This is a genomic window from Labrenzia sp. ATLA3 (assembly GCF_057180185.1).
In genome coordinates, this window is the sequence record NZ_JBXUKV010000001.1 from 504,577 (window position 1) to 524,847 (window position 20,271).

Annotated in this window: 19 protein-coding genes; 8 read left to right on the forward strand and 11 right to left on the reverse strand. The window is 59.2% G+C overall.

All coding sequences use genetic code 11. The features are described 5' to 3' along the window. The first annotated feature begins 11 nt into the window (after positions 1-11). The 3 genes from AC2A6O_RS02230 to AC2A6O_RS02240 all read left to right on the forward strand — a co-directional run bounded on the left by AC2A6O_RS02230 (position 12) and on the right by AC2A6O_RS02240 (position 1,873). Complete coding sequence (locus AC2A6O_RS02230; protein ID WP_498925558.1) at positions 12-743, forward strand: SDR family NAD(P)-dependent oxidoreductase; 732 nt, start codon at positions 12-14, stop codon at positions 741-743. Positions 744-836: 93 nt separating this feature from the next. Beyond that, positions 837-1,454 carry an HAD family hydrolase gene (locus AC2A6O_RS02235; protein ID WP_498925559.1) on the forward strand — a complete coding sequence of 206 codons (618 nt, stop codon included), beginning with the start codon at positions 837-839 and terminating at the stop codon, positions 1,452-1,454. Positions 1,455-1,501: 47 nt separating this feature from the next. Beyond that, positions 1,502-1,873 carry a VOC family protein gene (locus tag AC2A6O_RS02240; protein WP_498925560.1) on the forward strand — a complete coding sequence of 124 codons (372 nt, stop codon included), beginning with the start codon at positions 1,502-1,504 and terminating at the stop codon, positions 1,871-1,873. Positions 1,874-1,879: 6 nt separating this feature from the next. On the opposite strand, the gene AC2A6O_RS02245 is transcribed toward AC2A6O_RS02240, so the two are convergent. The 9 genes from AC2A6O_RS02245 to AC2A6O_RS02285 form a co-directional block, all read right to left on the reverse strand. Next, positions 1,880-2,677: an inositol monophosphatase family protein gene (locus AC2A6O_RS02245; RefSeq protein ID WP_498925561.1), complete on the reverse strand. Its 798-nt coding sequence runs from the start codon at positions 2,675-2,677 to the stop codon at positions 1,880-1,882. 105 nt (positions 2,678-2,782) lie between these two features. Beyond that, positions 2,783-4,204, reverse strand: coding sequence for a ribosome biogenesis GTPase Der (der, locus tag AC2A6O_RS02250; protein WP_498925562.1), 1,422 nt, complete (start codon positions 4,202-4,204; stop codon positions 2,783-2,785). 47 nt (positions 4,205-4,251) lie between these two features. Beyond that, a complete protein-coding gene (locus AC2A6O_RS02255) occupies positions 4,252-5,604 on the reverse strand; it encodes an outer membrane protein assembly factor BamB family protein (protein WP_498925563.1) in 1,353 nt (450 codons plus the stop codon). Further along, positions 5,601-6,284, reverse strand: a complete 684-nt coding sequence (locus AC2A6O_RS02260) for a tetratricopeptide repeat protein (protein WP_498925564.1) — start codon at positions 6,282-6,284, stop codon at positions 5,601-5,603. Before AC2A6O_RS02260 ends, AC2A6O_RS02255 begins: the two co-directional genes overlap by 4 nt. 200 nt (positions 6,285-6,484) lie before the next feature. Beyond that, complete coding sequence (locus tag AC2A6O_RS02265; RefSeq protein ID WP_148584221.1) at positions 6,485-7,069, reverse strand: NnrU family protein; 585 nt, start codon at positions 7,067-7,069, stop codon at positions 6,485-6,487. A gap of 101 nt (positions 7,070-7,170) precedes the next feature. Then, the gene (locus tag AC2A6O_RS02270; RefSeq protein WP_498925565.1) at positions 7,171-8,310 is read right to left on the reverse strand and encodes a Gfo/Idh/MocA family protein; all 1,140 of its coding nucleotides are present in this window, start codon (positions 8,308-8,310) and stop codon (positions 7,171-7,173) included. Between the two features lie 86 nt (positions 8,311-8,396). After that, positions 8,397-8,804, reverse strand: a complete 408-nt coding sequence (locus AC2A6O_RS02275; protein ID WP_148584223.1) for a Fur family transcriptional regulator — start codon at positions 8,802-8,804, stop codon at positions 8,397-8,399. Next, positions 8,801-9,628 (reverse strand): zinc ABC transporter permease subunit ZnuB, encoded by an 828-nt coding sequence (znuB, locus tag AC2A6O_RS02280; protein WP_498925566.1) that lies wholly within the window; start codon positions 9,626-9,628, stop codon positions 8,801-8,803. Before znuB ends, AC2A6O_RS02275 begins: the two co-directional genes overlap by 4 nt. Then, on the reverse strand, positions 9,618-10,463 hold the full coding sequence (locus AC2A6O_RS02285) for an ATP-binding cassette domain-containing protein (protein ID WP_498925567.1): 846 nt from the start codon (positions 10,461-10,463) through the stop codon (positions 9,618-9,620). Before AC2A6O_RS02285 ends, znuB begins: the two co-directional genes overlap by 11 nt. Before the next feature lie 172 nt (positions 10,464-10,635). On the opposite strand from AC2A6O_RS02285, the gene AC2A6O_RS02290 reads away from it, so the two are divergent. Together AC2A6O_RS02290 and pcaF are read left to right on the forward strand one after the other, a co-directional pair. After that, positions 10,636-12,036, forward strand: coding sequence for a mannose-1-phosphate guanylyltransferase/mannose-6-phosphate isomerase (locus AC2A6O_RS02290; RefSeq protein WP_498925568.1), 1,401 nt, complete (start codon positions 10,636-10,638; stop codon positions 12,034-12,036). Between the two features lie 114 nt (positions 12,037-12,150). Next, on the forward strand, positions 12,151-13,353 hold the full coding sequence (pcaF, locus tag AC2A6O_RS02295; protein WP_498925569.1) for a 3-oxoadipyl-CoA thiolase: 1,203 nt from the start codon (positions 12,151-12,153) through the stop codon (positions 13,351-13,353). A gap of 17 nt (positions 13,354-13,370) precedes the next feature. Here the strand turns inward: pcaF and AC2A6O_RS02300 are convergent, their stop codons facing one another. Together AC2A6O_RS02300 and AC2A6O_RS02305 are read right to left on the reverse strand one after the other, a co-directional pair. Continuing rightward, on the reverse strand, positions 13,371-13,691 hold the full coding sequence (locus AC2A6O_RS02300; RefSeq protein ID WP_498925570.1) for a hypothetical protein: 321 nt from the start codon (positions 13,689-13,691) through the stop codon (positions 13,371-13,373). A gap of 637 nt (positions 13,692-14,328) precedes the next feature. Then, positions 14,329-14,715, reverse strand: coding sequence for a hypothetical protein (locus AC2A6O_RS02305; protein WP_148584229.1), 387 nt, complete (start codon positions 14,713-14,715; stop codon positions 14,329-14,331). 306 nt (positions 14,716-15,021) lie between these two features. On the opposite strand from AC2A6O_RS02305, the gene AC2A6O_RS02310 reads away from it, so the two are divergent. Genes AC2A6O_RS02310 through AC2A6O_RS02320 form a run of 3 tightly spaced genes read left to right on the forward strand, consistent with a single transcriptional unit; the run spans position 15,022 to position 20,269 of the window. Further along, a complete protein-coding gene (locus AC2A6O_RS02310) occupies positions 15,022-15,579 on the forward strand; it encodes a helix-turn-helix transcriptional regulator (RefSeq protein WP_148584230.1) in 558 nt (185 codons plus the stop codon). Between the two features lie 26 nt (positions 15,580-15,605). Beyond that, the gene (locus AC2A6O_RS02315) at positions 15,606-16,709 is read left to right on the forward strand and encodes an efflux RND transporter periplasmic adaptor subunit (protein ID WP_148584231.1); all 1,104 of its coding nucleotides are present in this window, start codon (positions 15,606-15,608) and stop codon (positions 16,707-16,709) included. Continuing rightward, complete coding sequence (locus tag AC2A6O_RS02320) at positions 16,706-20,269, forward strand: efflux RND transporter permease subunit (protein ID WP_498925571.1); 3,564 nt, start codon at positions 16,706-16,708, stop codon at positions 20,267-20,269. Before AC2A6O_RS02315 ends, AC2A6O_RS02320 begins: the two co-directional genes overlap by 4 nt. Positions 20,270-20,271: the final 2 nt, after the last annotated feature.

Here is a 20,271-nt window from a genome sequence, read left to right on the forward strand (position 1 = left end):
AGAGATCACGCATGATCAAAGACTTTGAAGGCCGGCTCGCACTCGTGACCGGCGCCTCCCGCGGAATTGGCTATCAGATTGCAAAGCAGCTCGGCGAACGTGGTGCGCATGTCATTGCGCTTGCCCGGACCGTCGGCGGTCTGGAAGAGCTTGATGACGAGATTCGCTCCGCCGGTGGGGAAACCACACTCGTTCCGCTGGACCTGACCGATTTCGACGCGCTCGACCGGCTCGGAGCCGCGATCTACGAGCGTTGGAAGAAGCTCGATATCTTTGTCGCCAATGCGGGGATGCTGGGGGTGCTGTCGCCCATCGGCCATATCAGCCCCAAGGACTTCGAGAAAGTGACGGCGGTGAATGTCGTCGCCAACTGGCGGCTGATCCGGTCTCTGGACCCGCTTCTGCGCCAGTCTGACGCCGGCCGAGCCCTGTTCCTGTCTTCCGTCCACGCAAGCACCTGCACACCTTTCTGGGGTCTTCAGTCCATCAGCAAGGCTTCCGTTGAAGCAATGGCGCGGACCTGGGCGAAGGAAAGCCTGCAGACAAAGATGAAGATCAACATTGCCGACCCCGGCCCGACCCGGACAGGCCTGCGGGCAAAGGCAATGCCGGGAGAGCTCGCCACCAACCTCGCCACGCCCGAGGAAGTCGCGGCGGATCTTCTGCCTCTCTTGATGCCCGACGTGCTGGAAACCGGCAGCCTTTACGACCGCGTCAGCGGAGAATGGGCTCCCGCCGACTGAGGCCTGCCACCCCGCAGGCTTCCGGTACCGGTTGCAATCCCGCTGGTTTGTCTCTACGCCCTTCCGGATCGATGATCGGAAGGGAAACTCGCCATGCGCTCCGAAATCAGCGTTATCGCCTGGGATTTCGACGGTGTTCTCAACCGCAACATTGTCGGCGGGCGCTTTGTCTGGGCAGATAAGCTGGAAGACGATCTCGGTATAGCACTTGATGCATTCGAGCGCGGCGTCTTCGATGCCTCCTTCGCTGACGTCATCTCCGGCAAACAGGACATAAAATGCCATCTGCAGGACTGGCTTGACCGGTCCGGTTATCATGCCTTGGATGCAGGTGCCCTTCTCGACTACTGGTTCGCCAAGGATGACCTGAAAGACCCGTTCACATGCGGCTTGCTTCAACGCCTGACGGCGCAAGGCGTGGTTCAGGTCATTGCGACCAACAATGAAGAACGGCGAGCGAACTACATTGAACACCAGGCCGGCTTCGGCTCGCTCGTCAGCCAGGTTTTCTCCTCCGGTCGCATCAAGTCAGCCAAGCCGGACCCTTCTTTCTTTGCCCATGTCAGCAACGCTCTCATGGTTGCCCCGTCGGAGATCCTGTTGATTGACGACAGCGCGACAAACGTGCGCACGGCGAAAGCGCTCGGCTGGAAAGGATTTCATTTCACCGACGACACCCGGGCGGAGCTTGTCTATTTTCTTGGCCTCTGACAGCATGCAGGGCGCGCAGCAGCTGTCAGCGCACAGGAGCCAGGAAAATGAAACTCGGAGCGTTCTCGGTCAGTCTGGCCGTCAAGGATCTTGAAAAATCAAAGGCATTTTACGAAGGCCTCGGCTTCGTGGATGTCGGCGTTTCAGACGCGGACAACTGGACCGTCCTGAAGAACGGAGACACCATTATCGGGCTGTTTCAGGGCATGTTCGACAAGAACATCCTCACCTTCAATCCCGGCTGGGACCAGGATGCCAGGACGCTTGAAGATTTTCAGGATGTGCGGGACATACAAAAAGCGCTGAAAGCGAAGGGATACACATTCGTATCCGAGGCTGACGAGGCAGGCAGTGGCCGGGCCAGCTTCATGCTGGTCGACCCGGACGGAAACCCGGTTCTTGTCGACCAGCATGTCTGAGGCTGTTCAGGCAGATTCGAAGGGGGCAAAGGAACTTTCGGCGATTTCCTTCAGATCGGCAAAGACGCCCGGAGCCCCAACAACGACGCGCGCGCCGTGATAGAGGGACTGGTGTACGTCCTGTTCCAGAACTTCACCGCCGGCTTCCTTGGTGATCAGCATGCCTGCAAGGCAATCCCAGGCGTTCATGTGGGACTCCACATAGCCGATGAGACGTCCGGAGGCCGCATAGGCGAGCATCAGACCACCCGAGGCATTGCGGAAGAACACCCCACCCTTGGAGACCAGGGCACCGACAACGTTGACCGCGTCGGTGACAGCGGTTCGGCCGTTGAAGCCAACGCCGACCGAACCATGCGAGAGGCTTTCGCTGTCGGACGCCCGGATCGGTTTGCCATTGAGGAACGCACCGTGACCGGCGGCTGCCTTGAAGGTTTCCCTGGACACCGGATCGTGGATCACACCGACAATCACCTGGCCCTGATGGACGCAGGAGATGATGACGCACCACTGCGGAATACCGGCAACGAAGTTTGCCGTGCCATCGATCGGGTCGGTGACCCAGGTATAGCCTGAGGAGCCCTCTTCCATGCCATGCTCTTCGCCCAGAATGCCGTCGTCCGGATAGCTTTTTGCAAGCTCCTGCCGGATGAGCGTTTCCACGTTGCGGTCGGCTTCCGACACAAGGTCTTGATGGCCCTTCTGCGTAACCGTGAGCGTGTCCAGCTTGCGGAAATAATCGAGACCGAGCTCACCAGCCTTTTCGGCAAGCGCGACGGCGAATTCCAGCCGGTCGATGGACATGGTTCAAACTCCCTTTAAGTGTCGATAGCGGCGGCAAGCAGCGTTTCCGCCAGGAAAGAGATATTCTGGCTGGCAGCCGGCAAAAGCCGGCCGCACCTTCCCCACTCAGCCCCGTTTTCGCTTCGGAGCGTAAGGGTTCTCGCCTTTGCGGTAGGACAGGCGAATGGGGGTCCCGTTGATATTGAAGGTCTGGCGCAGTGCATTGACCAGATAACGGGTGTAGCTTTCCGGCAATTGCTCCGGACGCGAACAAAACACGACAAAATGCGGTGGCCGCGTCTTGGGCTGGGTCATGTAGCGCAGGCGCACCCGGCGCCCGGCAACGGCGGGAGGCGGATGGTTCGCCGTGACCTTGTCCAGCCACCGGTTCAGCTTCGAGGTCGAGACACGCGAATTCCAGGCTTCGTAGGCGGTAAAGACGCTTTCAATGAGGCGATCGATCCCCTGCCCCTGCTGGCCGGACAACGTGGCGATCTGAACACCGCGGATCTGGTTGAAATACCGCTCGTTGGCGTCCTTGATCTTTTTCCAGGCTTCTTCCCGGTCTTCGATCAGGTCCCATTTGTTGATCGCGATCACCAGCGCGCGGCCTTCGCGTGCAACAAGATCGATGATCTGCAGGTCCTGCTTCTCGAAGGACATGGTGGCGTCCAGCGTGACGACGACCACTTCGGCAAACTTGATCGCGCGCAGCGCATCAGCAACGGAGAGCTTCTCAAGCTTTTCCTGCACACGCGCCTTCCTGCGGATCCCGGCCGTATCGAAAAGCTTGATATGCCGATCGCGCCAGACCCAGTCTACGGAAATGGAATCGCGCGTGATGCCCGCTTCCGGTCCCGTGAGCATACGGTCTTCGCCCAGCATGCGGTTGATCAGCGTGGACTTGCCCGCATTGGGACGGCCAACGATGGCAACGCGCAGGGGCCGTTCAATGGTCCCGACCGGATCTTCTTCCTCGACGAACTCACCGTCTTCGTCGACATCGACATTGGTGATCGCCTCTTCGCGCTTGGCGTCTTCTTCTTCCGTTACCCGGTCGACATGAGGTTTCAGCGCGTCATAGAGATCGGCAAGTCCTTCGCCATGTTCGGCGGAGATTGCAATCGGATCGCCCAGGCCAAGCGAATAGGATTCGTAAAGCCCGCTCTGCCCGGCCCGGCCTTCGGCCTTGTTGGCCAGCAGGATCACCGGACGGGTGGTCTTGCGCGCAACTTCGGCGAAATGGGCATCGAGCGGCGTGACGCCGGCACGCGCATCGATCACGAACAGAACGGCATCGGCGGTTTCCACCGCTTCCTCTGTCTGCCGGCGCATGCGGCCTTCAAGGGACTCCTTGTCCGCATCTTCGAGACCGGCGGTGTCGATGATCGTGAAGCGCAAGTCGCCCAAACGGGCATCGCCCGGCCGCCGGTCACGCGTCACACCAGGTGTGTCGTCAACCAGCGCCAGGCGCTTGCCCACAAGGCGATTGAACAGGGTGGACTTGCCGACATTCGGCCGTCCGATAATGGCGACAGTAGCGCCCACAGCAATTTCTCCTGATAGGCGGGCCTCTTCTGGCCCAGCCTCAAATGCTAGTTGAAGGCAGCGACGCCGTCATTGCCAGTCAGCACGATAATCCTGCCCCCGGCGACGATCGGTGTCACATAGACATCCGTATTGGTCCGCTGCGTCAACATGGTTTTACCGGAAGCGGCATCAACGATTGCGATCTGGCCGTCGCTGGAAAAGGCAACCAGTGCCCCGTTCGCCAGGATCGGGCCAGCCCAGTTGCGGCGCTTCTTCTTCTTTTCCGGGCGCGGCAAGGCCGTTGCCCAGAGGGTTTCCCCGTTTTTCAGATTGAGGGCGACCATGCGGTCGTCAAGATCAACCATGAACAACGTGCTGCCGGAGACAACCGGCGTATGCACGCTGCCGAGATTCTGTTCCCAGCGGCGCTGGCCCGTGCGGGCATCCACCGCAACCGTACGACCGGCAACGCCGGTGGCGTAAACCGTGTTGCCGGCGACAACCGGGCTCGCCGACACATCCGCAAGACCGGACAATGCAAGCGTCCTGAAGCCGCGCGACACGCCGTCGATCCAGGCCGGTTCGCCCGACTTGATGTCGATGGCCATGATCTCACCGGAGGAGAACGGCACAATGACACGGTTGCCGGAAATGGCCGGATTGGCTGCAGACAGCAGGCCAGCGGTTTCCTCGATGCCTGCATAGGACCAGGCAACGCTACCGTCAGACTGTTTCAGCGCATAGACTTCGTTGGACTGGGTCACGACGATGACATGCCCGGCGCCGGCAACAGGTGCGCCACGCGCCGGTGTGTCGATGTCGACCTTCCAGATTTCCCGGCCGGAGCCTGCTTCAAGCGCCGCGACCTGGCGATAGCTGGTGGCCGCGTAGACAACGCCGCCTTCAACCGCGACACCGCCGCCGGGCCCGACATCCCTCTCGCCTTCCGGACGCAGGTTCTGGGTCCACTGGCGCGCGCCCCCCGTCGACAGGGCAACAACTTCACCATTGGGCTTGTAGATGTAGATGCGGCTGCCATCGCTGACCGGGCGGGAAGACACCCGAAGCGCGGATGTTGTCAGTCCACCGCCGGACGAGCCGACCTGGGCACGCCAGGCGCGGTTACCGGAAACGGATATGGCAACGTTGCCCGGATCGTTGGTCAGGCCGCCACCGGCCGTTGTCCAAGACTGACCGCCTGTTGCCGCGCCAATCTTGGCAGTCTGACCAAGTGCCTCGGCTGCCGGATCGGCGCCGTCGAACACAGGCTGGCGCTCACCCTTGAGGATCTTCTCGCGGGAGAACGGGTTGATATTCTCGGTAAACTCGCTGACCGAACCACACCCTGTCAGGACGAGAGACAGCGCAATTGCGCCAAAAACACCGCGTCTGCGGAAAGAAACGGTTACAAAACTCACTGGTTGTTTCCTTCACTGTCCGCTTTGGCTTCGCCGTTGCTGGACCGGATGACATCACCAAGGATCGACACGCGCCGACTTACGTCCGCAGGCGTTTCAGGATCCTCTTCAATTGCTGAAATCCAATTTTTGGCAGTCTCGATATCGCCTGACTTCCAGGCACTTAGAGCGAGAAGTTCACGTGCCGCTGCACGGAACGGACCGGCATCACCGGTCAGTTTCTCGATCCGGTCGGCGATATCGCCGTAGGATTGGCTATCGACGGCAAGGTAAGCGGCGCGCAAGGCCGCGACATCCCGCAGGGCTTCCATGATGCTGCTGTCGCGTGACATGGCATCGAACTCTGCGAGTGCTTCTTCAGTCTTGCCGGAATTGGACAGATCGGTGGCCTGGCGCAGTCTCGAAAGAGCGGGGTATCCGCCCAGAGCATCGTCCAGTTCTCCGTAGAGAGCGGCTGCTTCTTCGTAGTTCTGGGCTTCGGACAGCTTCACGGCTTCGAAGAACTTATCGCCCGCGGTCTGTGACTGCTGTTCCTGCCAGTAGAGCCAGCCGCGATAGCCGCCGGTGCCAACAACGATCAAGACCGCAACGCCAAGCACCCACGGACCGAACCGGTCCCAAAGCCGACGGTATTTCTCCTGGCGGATATCTTCATCGACTTCACGAAAAATGTCAGACATGCGTGTCTATTTCCTGCATTCACTTCTGCGGCCCGGCACGTCTGGCCGAGCGTGCCCCTTCATGAGTGGCGCACATTATCCATTTGATCCGGCTCGGGCAATTCCCTGAAGGGGCTTTAAACGGCCCTTCGTGGCGCAAGTGGGGCAATCCGGCAGTAAATGCCGGATTTCTCACGTAATTTCAAGCACTGCGGCGGCTATCACATCACCGGTACGCCGATCAACAGCGCGTGCAGTTTCCAGACGAACAGTCCGTAGAGAACGAGACCCAGCAGAATCACGACAACGTCCGCGTATTTTCCAGGCTTTGCCGACGCCAATGCACCGATCTGCCCTGCCCCCGGCCCACGGCGCTTTACCGAAATCCGGTCGGCCACTGCCCAGGCAAGAAAACTGCCGAAAAGAAGCACCGACGCCAGATCCCCGTTGGCGAGCAAGTGAGCAAACGCCCACAGCTTAACCGCCACCAGCATCGGATGTTTCATGACCGTCTTGATCCGGGAAGGCACATAGGCCGCCACCAGGAAAATGAACACGGGCACCATCAAAAGCATGGTGACGTGACGCAGCCAGAACGGCGGGTCATAGAGCAGCGGAGGCCCCTGGAAGCGGGCCGCACCATAGCCAAAGACGATCAGGCCCAGACCAACGAACGACAAGAGCGTGTAAAGCCCCTTGTAGGGGACCTCGCCAAGCCCGGAGACCAGCCGGTTGCGCGTTGCCGGAAACATCGGCAGCGTGTGAATTCCCAAAAACAGCACCAGGCCGGCGATCAACAAGGCCATACCCGCTCTCCCTCTTTTGCCCACAGACGGGCGTTCGCCCTCGATATCCAGGCGTCCCTCGCCGCGAAGATAGGAGGCTGACGAAGCCGCCGCAACCGGCTTCAGGCAAGCAACTTGCCTGCCTCTGCGGCCCCAAGGGCTTGCGGGCGGCTGGCCTGATACTCAATGTCCACGAAAGTTCCTGTTTCGGCCGATTTCAGAATGGACACCATGACATCAACCGCGTGCTGGGCCCGTTCGAGAGAACAGCGGAACTCGCCCTCGTCATCCTTGAGGATCGACTGGACCATATCGGCCAGACCTGCCGAGCGGTAGTTGGCGCGCGGCGTGCCGTTGTCATTGACATTCGCCGATCCGAAGGGATGCATCGCGCCATCGAGTGGCCTTGATGTTCCGTCTTCGGCAGCCAGACTTACCTCCCCGCCGAAAAAATTCGGATCCGCAAGAAAGAGAGTGCCCCTGGTTCCATAAAGCTCCATCGGCTGGTGCTTGTGTGCCAGAACATCCCAACTGGCCGTCAGCGTCACCTTGGCACCTGTCTGGAATTCCAGGATGGCATGGATCGTGGTTGGGGTGGTAACGTCGATCTTTTCGCCTTTTCGAGCACCACTCCCAATCGTTCTGGTCTTGAACGGCGTGCCCGCCATGGCACACACGCGCTTGACCGGACCGATCAGATTGAGAAGCGCGGCAATATAATATGGTCCGAGATCGAGGATGGGGCCGCCACCGGGTTTGTAGAAAAAATCGGGATTGGGGTGCCAGTGCTCCATGCCGCGGCTCATGACATGACATGTTCCACCGACGATCTCGCCAACCAGCCCCTCGTCCACCGCCTTGCGGGCAATCTGATGCGCCCCGCCCAGAAACGTATCCGGCGCGCATCCGACCTTCAGGTGTTTTTTGCGGGCGATATCAGCAAGCGCCTGTCCGTCCTTGATCGACAAGGCCAGTGGTTTTTCGGAATAGACGTGTTTGCCGTGCGCCAGAATTTCGTGGGACACAAGATAATGGGCATCAGGAACGGTGAGATTGACGATCAGATCAATGTCATCAGCAAGAAGCAGATCGTGCACGGTAAGTGCACGCACGCCATATTGAGACCCACGTGCTTCCGCTGCGTCGCGGTTCAAATCCGCACAGGCCCTGATTTCAAGGCCGTTGAACCTCGGCGCCAGCTCAAAGTAGGTCTTTGAGATAGTGCCGCATCCGATAATTCCGATGCCCAAACTGTCTGCCATGAACATCTCCCAAGAATCGATGCAGACATCCTAGGGCAAAGACCGTGTCCAGGAAATCGACTGGATGCCGGGACGTGCGGCGCGGATCAATTCGGTACGGCGCACTGCCTGCAAGTGCCGCGCAGTTCGATAGTCGTCCGGGACAGCTGAAAGCCTTCGCTCTTTGTCCAGTCCCTTAGCAAGGACATGGCCTTGTCCGGCGTAAACTCACTGACGACACCACATTTTTCGCAGATGGCGAAAGCTGCCGTGCCATGGCTTGAGCAGCCCTTGTGCGAACAGGCGACGAAAGCATTCAGGCTTTCCAGGCGGTGGACCATTCCGTATTCTACCAGTTTGTCGAGTGCCCGGTAGACCTGGAGCGGCGCACGGAACCCGCTGTCGCGCAACAGATCCAGAATCGCATAAGCCGTCAGAGGTCCGCCCGCGTCCGACAATGAGCCGAACACCAGGGCCTGGTTCTTGGTCAGGTCGGGATGTGTCTCAACGCTCACGGACGATCTCCTTTCGTACTTGATGTCACCCTTCTCACGATTTGCACACCCGGGACAAGGCTGACGACAAAAAGCGCCATTGCCGCAACGACAATGGAGGGCCCCGACGGCGTATCGTAGTTCAGTGAACTGTAGAGCCCGCCGACGACGGCGGCAGCTCCGATCAAGGCGGCGATGACGGCCATCTGCTCCGGTGATGCTGAAAAGCGGCGCGCGGTAGCAGCCGGAATAATCAAAAGCGCGGTGATCAGCAGCGCCCCTATGATCTTGAGCGAGATGGCGATGACGATGGCCGTTAGCAGCGTGAAGATGAACTCTGCGCGTTCGGGCTCAAGGCCCTCCCCCGCGGCAAGGTCGGGGCTGACGGTTGCGGCGAACAGGCGGCGCCAGATGATCACCAGAACGGCAAGCACCAGCGCGCCGCCGCCGTAGATCATGGCAATGTCCAAAGGTGTTACAGCCAGAATGTCGCCAAACAGCAAGCCCAGCAGATCGACCCGCACCCAGGTCATGAAGGCAAGACACACCAGGCCCAGAGCCAGCGCGGAATGGGACAACAGGCCAAGCAACGCATCGGAAGAAAGCGTATCGCTGCGCCGCAGGGCCATCAGCACGATTGCAAGAAGGATTGAAACGGCTCCAACCGCCAGGGTGGTGTTGACGTTGAGGAGCAGCGACAGGGCCACTCCCAGCAGAGCCGCATGGGACAGTGTATCGCCGAAGTAGGCCATTCGCCGCCAGATGATGAAACAGCCAAGAGGCCCTGCAACAAGGGCTACACCAATGCCGGCGATCAGCGCACGGGTGAAAAAATCATCCAGCATTTCGAATGCCGCCCTCTTTTTCCGCCGACGCATCGCCGTGCGAAGGGTGATGGTGCTCGCCAGAACAGGAGGAACACTCGGAACCATCGGCGTGGCGCACTTTTCCGTCGGGCAGATGCACATGGTCGTGATGGTGTTCGTATACCGCAATCGCTGCATTGCGCCGGTTGCCGAACAGCGCATGATACCGGTCGTCGCGGCTGACATCCGAGGGTGTCCCACGGCAGCAGACATGGCCGTTGAGGCAAATGACCTGATCCGCCGCCGCCATCACCACATGAAGATCGTGCGAGATCATCAGAATGCCGCAGCCGAGCGTTTTGCGGATTTCGGAAATGAGATCGTAAATCGCGATCTCGCCGGCATAATCCACACCTTGCACCGGTTCGTCCAACACCAGAAGGCCGGGATTGCGGGCAATCGCACGTGCCAGCATGACGCGCTGCATTTCTCCGCCGGAGAGCGTGCGCATCTGCGATGTCATCAGCCTTTCGGCACCCGTGCGGGCCAGCGCCGCGCGGCACTCGGCGTCGGACAAGGAATTGGTGAGACGCATGAACCGGGCAACTGTCAGCGGCAAAGTCCAGTCTATGGCGAGTTTCTGGGGCACATAGCCGACTGTCAGACCGGGTTTGCGGTCGGCGCGTCCTTCGCTCGGGTTCAGGATACCGAGGGCCATCTTGGCCGTGGTCGACTTGCCGGAGCCGTTGGGGCCGATCAGCGTCACGATTTCACCGGGCGAGACTGAAAGATCAACACCGCGCACGAGCCAATCACCGCCCTTGCGAATGCCGGCACGGTCCAGCTGAACAAGCCTGGTGTCTGAATTTGTCATAGTCCTGAAAGCCTGCTGCGCTCAATGGGAACCAACGCCCCGGCGTTACGTTATTACGTATGTAGCGTTCAAGCCACTTGCTTGCAACTTGTCCCTCGGCTGAATATCACTCAGCGCAAGCGTGATTTGCCCGCGAGAGCCTCATTTACAGAAGCAGCACAGGAACCAAAACATGATTTTCCCTTGTATTTTGTCCGGCGGTGTCGGTTCGCGGCTGTGGCCGCTGTCACGCACTGACCGGCCAAAACAGTTTTTGCCACTTTTTGGCGGGGAAAGTCTCTTTCAGAAGACCTGCAAGCGGGTCAACCATCCTGATTTTGCCGCTCCCATCGTTATCGGCAGCAACGCGCACCGTTTTCTTATCGGGGAACAGCTCAACGAACTTGGCTTGGAAGCCCTGTCAATCCTGCTGGAACCGGTCGGACGCAACACCGCCCCGCCTGCCCTGATCGCCGCTCTGATCGCCGCTGAAACGGACCCCGACGCCCTTATCCTGCTTCTGCCGTCCGACCATCTGATCCGCAAAGAAGACGTCTTCCTGCAGGCCGTCCAGCAGGCCCAGGAAGCAGCCCGGGCGGGCAAGATCGTTACCTTCGGAATTCAGCCCAGTGAAGCCAACACCGGCTACGGCTATATCAAAGTGGCGGGCGGATCGGAGCCCGTGAGGCCAGTGGAGGCCTTCGTCGAAAAGCCAGATCAGGAGCGGGCCGATGCCTTCCTGGAGGATGGCAGTTACGTCTGGAACGCCGGCATCTTTCTTTATGCGGCCACGACCATGGTCGACGCTTTCAAGCAGCACCAGCCGGACCTCTACGAGCAAATCGTCGACGTCATGAAGACACGGCACGGAGATCTCGATTTCACCCGGCTTGACCAGGAAGCCTTCGAAGCGATGGATAATATTTCCATTGACTACGCGATCATGGAAAAGGCCGACAACGTTGTTTGCGCCCCGGTTTCACCGCAATGGGACGACCTGGGGTCCTGGTCTGCCATCTGGACGGTGCTGGACAAGGATGCCCAGGGCAATGCCGGACTGGGTGATGCACGCTTTCTCGACAGCGACAATTGCCTGGCCTACGCCGAACGCGGCCTTGTGTCCGTCATCGGGCTTGAAGACGTGATGGTGATCGCAACCACCGACGCCGTCCTTGTTGCCCACAAGGACAACGCTCAGGACGTCAAGACCGTGGTGGAACAGCTTAAGGCGGAAGGCAGGCACGAGGTTGACCGGCATCCACGGTCCTACCGCCCGTGGGGCTACACGGAACGGATCAACGCCGGAGACCGTTTTGCCGTGCAGTCCATGATGATCAAGCCAGGCAAGAGGCTGAGCCTGCAAAGTCACCTTCACCGGACAGAGCACTGGGTGGTGGTGTCTGGTACACTCGAAATCACGATCAACGGAGAAACCAGGCTGCTGAGTGAAAACCAGTCCGCCTATGTGCCCCTCGGGGCGCGACACACGCTGCATAATCCAGGCAAGATCCCGGTACGGATGATCGAGGTGCAGTCCGGAACCTATTTGCAGGAAGACGATATCCGGCGCCATTCGGAAACATCACAAACTTAGTTATTCCTTACGTATTTGCGTGATGTGTCTTTGCCTTGATAAATGCTTTACGGCAAGATCTAAATCGGGCTTTCTCCAAACGCCGTTCTCACTGCCACGGACAGGAATTCACTCATGCACCATGTCTTCATCTGCGATTATGTCCGCACTCCCATCGGACGCTATGGAGGCATGCTGTCCTCAGTCCGCGCCGACGATCTTGGTGCAATTCCGATCAATGCGCTGATGGAGCGCAATCCGGATACGGACTGGGCGGAGGTAGACGACGTTTTTTATGGCTGCGCCAACCAGGCCGGTGAAGACAATCGCAACGTCGCGCGCATGTCGGCACTGCTGGCTGGTCTGCCAGACACCGTTCCGGGCCTGACACTCAACCGGCTTTGCGGCTCGGGAATGGATGCGGTGATCACCGCGGCACGGGCAATCAAGGCAGGCGAAATCGATCTGGCCATTGCTGGCGGTGTCGAAAGCATGTCCCGTGCGCCCTTCGTGATGCCCAAGGCCGAGGCAGCCTATTCCCGGTCGGCAGACATTTTCGACACGACCATCGGCTGGCGGTTCGTCAATCCGCTTCTCAAACGCCAGTATGGGATCGATTCCATGCCCGAAACGGCAGAGAACGTCGCCGAACAGTTTCAGATTTCACGCGAGGACCAGGACGCCTTCGCCCTGCGCAGCCAGCAGCGGGCTGCCGAGGCTCAGAAATCCGGCCGTTTCGCAGAAGAAATCGTGCCGGTCATGATCCCGCAGCGCAAGGGCGATCCGATCCTGGTGGACAAGGATGAACACCCCAGAATTACAACGCTGGAGGCCCTTACCGCGTTGAGGACACCGTTCCGGGAAAACGGCTCGGTGACCGCAGGCAACGCCTCGGGCGTGAATGATGGCGCAGCCGCGTTGCTTATTGCCTCTGAAGCTGCGGTGGAAAAACACAATCTTACGCCGATTGCCCGCGTTGTTGGCGGGGCAACTGCCGGTGTACCACCGCGAATCATGGGCATCGGCCCGGCACCGGCGACGCGCAAGCTCTGCGCACGCCTGGGCATTGCGCTACCGGAATTCGACGTGATCGAACTCAACGAGGCCTTCGCCGCACAAGGTATTGCCGTGATGCGGGACCTTGGCCTGCCCGAAGAAAGCGATATCCTCAATCCGAACGGCGGGGCGATCGCCCTCGGCCATCCGCTGGGGATGTCTGGTGCCAGAATTACCGGAACAGCGGCACTGGAACTGAAAAAGCGTGGCGGAAACCTGGCGCTTGCGACCATGTGCATCGGTGTCGGTCAGGGCATTGCGCTGGCCCTGGCGGCTGCCTGAAGCCTTTCGTTTCGAAATCAGATCGATATTGAAACGAGATGGCCCTCTCCCGGGCGCGGGTGCGGGCCAGACCTGACCGAGACTGGACGATCTTGGTCGGTCGGGAGCCCCGTGCGCGAGGAACGTCCCGCCTGCGTCCGCTGCTCCAGCCTGTCGTTGACGTCGTCGAGTTGATCGGCCAGCCGCTCGAATAGCAGACTGGGCATACGCAGCGTCGCAACATAGTAGGAAACAGCCTCATCCGCGGCTTCCCGCAGATCCACTTCACGGATTTCGCGATAGGCATTTTTCGCCATCACCTGAAGCTCGACAGCATCTTCAACCAGAGGGCGCGCCAACTCTGCTGCCCTTTGCGGGTTGCTTGCGACCCATAAGGCAGCAGACGCTGAAAGACTTGTGAAAACAAATATGTGCAAGTTCCGAACCAGAAATCGCATTACAACCCCAACAATTGATTAACAAAGCGTTAAACTACCATTGGTCGTATAAGAAACCTCAGAGAGCTGCAACCTGGCCTTGCAGAAATGACATGTTTTTCGCTGTCGATGGTTAATGGCCGCGTCTGTCGCGGGGACTTGCGCTGGCCTCCTCGATTTCGTGTCGTTTAATGGCTCAGGAGGCGCCGCAGGTTCGTTGATTGCAACTTCAGACGGATGCATCGGGAGCAGAGGAATGAGACCCTGCCCGTTTTTCATGTAGGTAATTGAATGTATGTAAAATTTTACAAGACGTATTACCGGGGCTTTATACCCTGCGGCTGTATAGCCTCTGCATCAAAACGGAGGATGTCATGATCGAAAGGACCGGTGAGATGAGGCTCTCATCCCTCGGAATGCTGCTACTTCTAGCAGCTGCGGCCATGACCTTGTTTGCTGATCTTGGATCAAAGCCAACGGCGTCTGCCAAGACGACGTCAGTCTACCAGCAACTTGCTCATTGACCGTTTACGCAAGGTGTCGAACTGCCTGAAACGGTTCACCGACGCAGATCGTGCCTGTATCCAGCTTTTGCGGGAACCGGCACGGGCTTCAATTGTCCGGTGAATAACACAGGCGGTCTGCGCCTTGCGCCCCCACCCTTGCCATTTCCATTTTGGCCGCCTTGGCCCAGCAGCATGATAGCTGAGCCCATGACAACGGATCCAAGGGTTATGAACAGGCCGAAGGCCAGCATGATTACCGGCAGCACGGGATCTTCAGCGGACATTACCAGAACCCTCAGATTACCGATATTGCCAAGAAAGATGCCCCCGAGAACGAGTCCGGCTATTGCCGTTCCTGCGAGGCCATTGACCGCAAGCAGACGGAACAGCGGGTCACGCGGAAGCTTCGGGCGAACCAGGGCCTTTATTGACGTCTTCATGCCGAACACTCCCTGTGGTTCCAATTCAGTTGCGTTGTCGTGCCAGCCTAGCGTCGATCGTCACCTGGCAACAAGCTGTCAAATAGACCGAATTGGATAAATTTGAAGGTCAGCTCATGGTTTGTTCATCTTCAAGCCGGGAATTGTGCGGCGCACTCTTGATTACCAATAGGGAAGCATATATTTGTTCGATATATCGGACCAACATATGACTTCTCACGAAACTGCTTGTCTCATCCAGATCGCAACCAGGCTCGTAGGAAGGCTGTCATGCCGGGAGGACGCCCTCCAGGCGCGGAGTGGTGAATGAGTGTACGCAGCCTCTGTCTTGCGATCCTGTCTTTTGGAGATGCCACCGGATACGAGATCCGGAAGGAATCAACCGAAGGCCGGTTCAGCTATTTCGACGATGCGAGCTTCGGTTCCATCTATCCGGCATTGGCGCGCCTGGAGTCTGAAGGGTTCGTGACCGTGCGTGAGGAACCGCAGGCAGGCAAGCCCGCCCGGAAGGTCTATTCCATAACCGATGCCGGCCGTGAGGACTTCATCCACTCCCTGTGCGATCCCCAGGCACCGGACACCTTCAAGTCTCCCTTTCTGCTCATAGCTCTCAATGCCGCGCAGCTACCTCCCGAGGTGATCCGCCGGGCGGTCGAGCGGCGAAAGGCGCAGGTAGAAGCCGAGTTGCGCCTGCTGACAGACAATGAAAAAGACCAGGTAATCGCCCACCCCGGATCCAAATGGACGCGTGACTACGGGATTGCCTGCATGAAATTCAATCTCGCCTATCTGGAAGACCATGGCGAGACCTTGATCAAGATTGCCGAAGAAGCGGTACAGCCGGTTGCGGCGGCCGCTGAGTAAGCGAGACCTTTCGGAGCTTTAGATAAATGCGAGTAAAGTTTTCCTACCTCCTGGCGACCGGCATTGCTGCGGGTATCGGTTTCTGGATGTATAGCGGCACGGTTGTTGTCGGCGGTGTCGGCGACAGCGAGCACTCAACCCCGCCGCCTGCCCTCCGGGTCAGCCAGGCCACCGATGAAACGTTTCGGGTTCAGGTTCAGCGTCTGGTAGCGCAGGACCGGCGGGCCGTTCTGGAGGTGCGCGGTCGCACCGAGGCGGAAGCCAAGGTCGCCGTCAGGTCCAAGACAACGGACGATGTCGTGGAACGCCCGGCACAGGAAGGCGCTCACGTTGCTGCCGGGGATGTGCTGTGCGTCCTCGACAAGGGCTCGCGGGAGTCGCGCATTCTGGAGGCCAAGGCCGCGCTGGCTCAGGCGGAACTGGATCATGAGGCGGCAACGCAGCTGAACAGCAAGGGCTTTACCGCCCAAACCCGTGTAGCGGCCCTGCAGGCTCAGCTCGATGCCGCCAAGGCACGCCTCATAGAAGCCGAACAGGAGCTGGAGCACACGGTCATTCGCTCGCCGATTGGCGGTGTCATCCAGAGCCCGATGGCTGAAATCGGTGGCCAGCTAGAACAAGGCGGCATCTGCGCGACCGTTGTCGATTCTGATCCGATGATTGCCATCGGCGAAGTCTCGGAACTCAATATCTCCGAAATTACGCTGAACATGCCGGCAACGGTTACCCTCGTGACGGGAGAAACGCTCAGCGGCAAGGTTCGTTACATCTCGCCGACCGCAAATCCGGATACGAAAACCTTCCGCATCGAGGTCGAGCTGCCCAATCCGGACGGCAAGGCCCGGGATGGCGTTACGGCGGTCACAAAACTGGAGTTGGCGGCAGAAAAGGCGCACAAGATTTCGCCCGCCATCCTGACCCTCAATGATGCGGGCCAGGTGGGCATTCGCGCAGTCGACGAAAACAACAAGACCGTCTTCTACCCGGTCAAGGTGCTGGGCGGAGATCAGGACGGAATGTGGGTTGGCGGACTTCCCCATGAGGTCGTCGCCATCACTGTTGGGCAGGAATACGTCTCGGATGGAGAGCTCGTTCAACCGGTCTTTGAGACGGCAGAGGTGAGCCAATGATAGACATGCTCGAAGGCGTCCTCCGGCGCCCCAAGACGGTATTCGTGTTGATGCTGGCGCTGATTGTCGCCGGTGTGGCCACCTATATCTCGATCCCGAAGGAAGCCAGTCCGGACATCGATCTGCCGATCTTCTATATTTCGATCACCCAGCAGGGCATTTCTCCGGAAGATTCCGAACGCCTGCTCGTGCGGCCGATGGAAACGGAATTGCGCGGCCTTGACGGGTTGAAGGAAATCACAGCGATTGCCGCCGAAAGTCATGCCGGCATCGTGCTGGAGTTCGACATCTCGTTCAACAAGGACGAGGCGCTGGCGGACGTGCGAGACAAGGTAGACCAGGCCAAGAGCAAGCTGCCGGAAGAGGCCGAAGAGCCGACGATCACGGAAATGAACTTCGCGCTTGCGCCGACCATGATCATCGCGCTGTCCGGCAACGTGCCGGAGCGCACGCTCTACAAGCATGCCCGGCGGCTCAAGGACGAGATCGAGGCAATCGACACCGTTCGGTCTGCGGATCTGACCGGACACCGCGAAGAGTTGCTGGAAGTCCTGATCGACACCCAGAAACTGGAATCGTACTCGATCACCCAGCAGGAGCTGCTGAACTCCCTGCAGCTGAACAACCAGCTCGTTCCCGCCGGATTTATCGACGGTGGCAAGGGCCGGTTCAACGTGAAGGTTCCCGGCCTCGTCGAGACGGCGGAAGATGTCTACACGCTGCCGCTGAAACAAAGCGGTGAAGGTGTTGTGACGCTTGCGGATGTCGCCGAGATCCGGCGTACCTTCAAGGACCCCAACGCCTATACGCGCGTCAACGGCAACCCGGCCATCGCGCTGCAGGTGGTCAAGCGCATCGGAACCAACATTATCGAGAACAACGCGGCAGTCCGTGAAGTTGTCGAACATGCTTCCAAGGACTGGCCGGAAACCATTCGCGTCGACATGATGCTGGACCAGTCCAACAACATCTACGAAGTGCTCGGCTCGCTGCAGTCGTCGATCCTGACCGCGATCTTCCTGGTGATGATCCTGGTTCTGGCGGCGCTCGGAATGCGGTCGGCCCTGCTTGTCGGGCTGGCGATCCCAACCTCCTTCATGGTCGGCTTCCTGATCCTCGGCGGGGTCGGCTATACGGTCAACAACATGGTCATGTTCGGTCTCGTGCTGACCGTGGGGCTTCTGGTCGACGGCGCGATCGTGATGACCGAATATGCGGACCGCAAGATCCAGGAAGGCATGGAAGACCGCGAGGCTTACATCCGCGCCGCAAAGCTGATGTTCTGGCCTATCGTCTCCTCGACAGCGACCACGCTGGTGGCATTCCTGCCCATGCTGCTCTGGCCGGGTGTACCTGGCGAGTTCATGAGTTACCTGCCGATCATGGTGATCATCGTCCTGACGGCCTCGCTGTTCACCGCAATGGTGTTCCTGCCGGTAACAGGTGGCATCCTGGCGCAGCTATCGCACTTCCTCAACCGGTATGCCGCAGTGCTTTTGGCGCTGACGTTTGGCGTCCTGACGGGCATCATCGTCGCATTTGGTCCGTTCGTTCCGATGGCGCTGGAAGGCGCCGTGCCCGCTGGCGTTGCTTTCGGCATTGCCATAGTGTGCGGGCTGGTGTTCCTCGTTCTCGTCGCCTTCGTCTCCTACAAGTTGCTGCGCCCCTATGTGCGCTGGTCGCAGGCGCGTGCTGCCAAACGGACTGCACTCGACCGGGCTGAGGCAGCCACGCTATCCGGCTCCGAAGCGTTCGACGTCAGGAAGGTGCGCGGATTTACGGGTGTCTATGTGCGCATCCTGAAGATGTTTGCAGACAACCCGCTCGGAAATATCGCCGCTATTGTCCTACTGATCGGCAGCTGTGTGGCGGTTGTCGGTGTGTTTATGATGTACCCGACCGGCTACCAGTTCTTCATTGATGAAGAACCGGAGCAGGCGGTGGTTCTGGTTTCCGGTCGCGGCAACATGTCGGCTTCGGAAGCCCGTGATCTCGTCGTGCAGGTAGAAGACAGGGTCCTGTCCATTCCGGGTGTCGACAACGTCATCACCAACGCGTTTACACCCGGAGGCTCTTCCGGTGGCCCGTCCGTCGGCGATGTTCAGGACAAGCCCGCGGACGTGATGGGCGAGATCAACATCGAACTTGCAGACTTCTGCTGCCGCCGGGAGGCAAAGGATATCTTCGCAGACATCCGTGCCGAAACCAAGGATATCCCCGGCATCAAGGTTGAGACCCGCAAGATCGAAGGCGGTCCCCCAACGGGCAAGGACATCCAGCTGGAGATCAAGTCGACGGACTACAACGACATGGTTGCCTCAGTCGCCCGCATTCGCGAGCATGTCGACGGCATGGACACACTGATGAACCAGGAGGACGACCGTCCCCTGCCCGGCATCGAATGGCAGATCTCCATCGACCGGGAGCAGGCCGGCCGCTACCAGGCGAGCATTGCTTCCGTCGGCAACATGGTTCAGCTTGTCACCAACGGCGTCCTGATCGGTACCTATCGTCCTGGTGACAGCGAGGACGAGGTGGACATTCGTGTGCGCCTGCCGGAAAACGAACGGAGCATTGACCGGTTCGACCAGCTTCGCCTGCAGACGCCGCTCGGGCTTGTGCCGCTGGCGAACTTCATCAGCCGCCAACCGGCCCAGAAGGTGTCGGAGATAGTGCGCCGCGACGGGCTCTATTCCATGTTCGTGAAGGCGGCAGTCAACCCGGAAAGCGGTTCCAACCCGACAGAACAGGTTGCCGCGCTCCAGAAATGGCTGGATACGCAGGAATGGCCTGCAAACGTCTTCCTGAAGTTCCGCGGTGCGGATGAGGACCAGCAGGAATCTGGTGTGTTCCTCATCAAGGCAATGGTTGCTTCGCTATTCCTGATGTTCCTGATCCTGCTCACGCAGTTCAACTCGTTCTACCAGACCATCCTGACGCTCTCGACGGTGGTTCTTTCGGGGATAGGCGTGTTGCTCGGTATGCTCATAACCAATCAGCCATTCTCGATCATCATGACCGGGACCGGGGTTGTTGCGCTTGCCGGCATCGTGGTCAACAACGCCATCGTCCTGATCGACACCTACAACAGGTTTCTTGAAGATGGCCTTGAACCCGTGGACGCGATCCTGAAAACATCCGCCCAGCGTATCCGTCCGATCCTGTTGACAACGATCACCACCATTGCCGGCCTGGTGCCCATGGCCACCATGATCAACTTCGATTTCTTCAATCAGGTGACCTCATTCGGCGGCATCACGGCGGTCTGGTGGGTGCAGCTCGCAACAGCGGTGATCTCCGGTCTCGCCTTCTCTACGCTGCTGACGCTGCTGATGATCCCGGTCATGATCGCAGTGCCGAGTGTGTGGGCTGGCGTCTTCCGCAAAACCGTCGCCTACTTCCGGTCCAAGTCTGGAAAAGGCACAGCGGAAGAAACTCCGGAACCGGTGGCTCTCGGCGATCAGGCCGAACAGCGCCCGGCAGCAAAGGTGGTGTCCATGCCATCGCCTTCGCAGCCGAAAGCTCCTCCGCAGGAGGATCTTCCGCACGCAGCGGAATAATC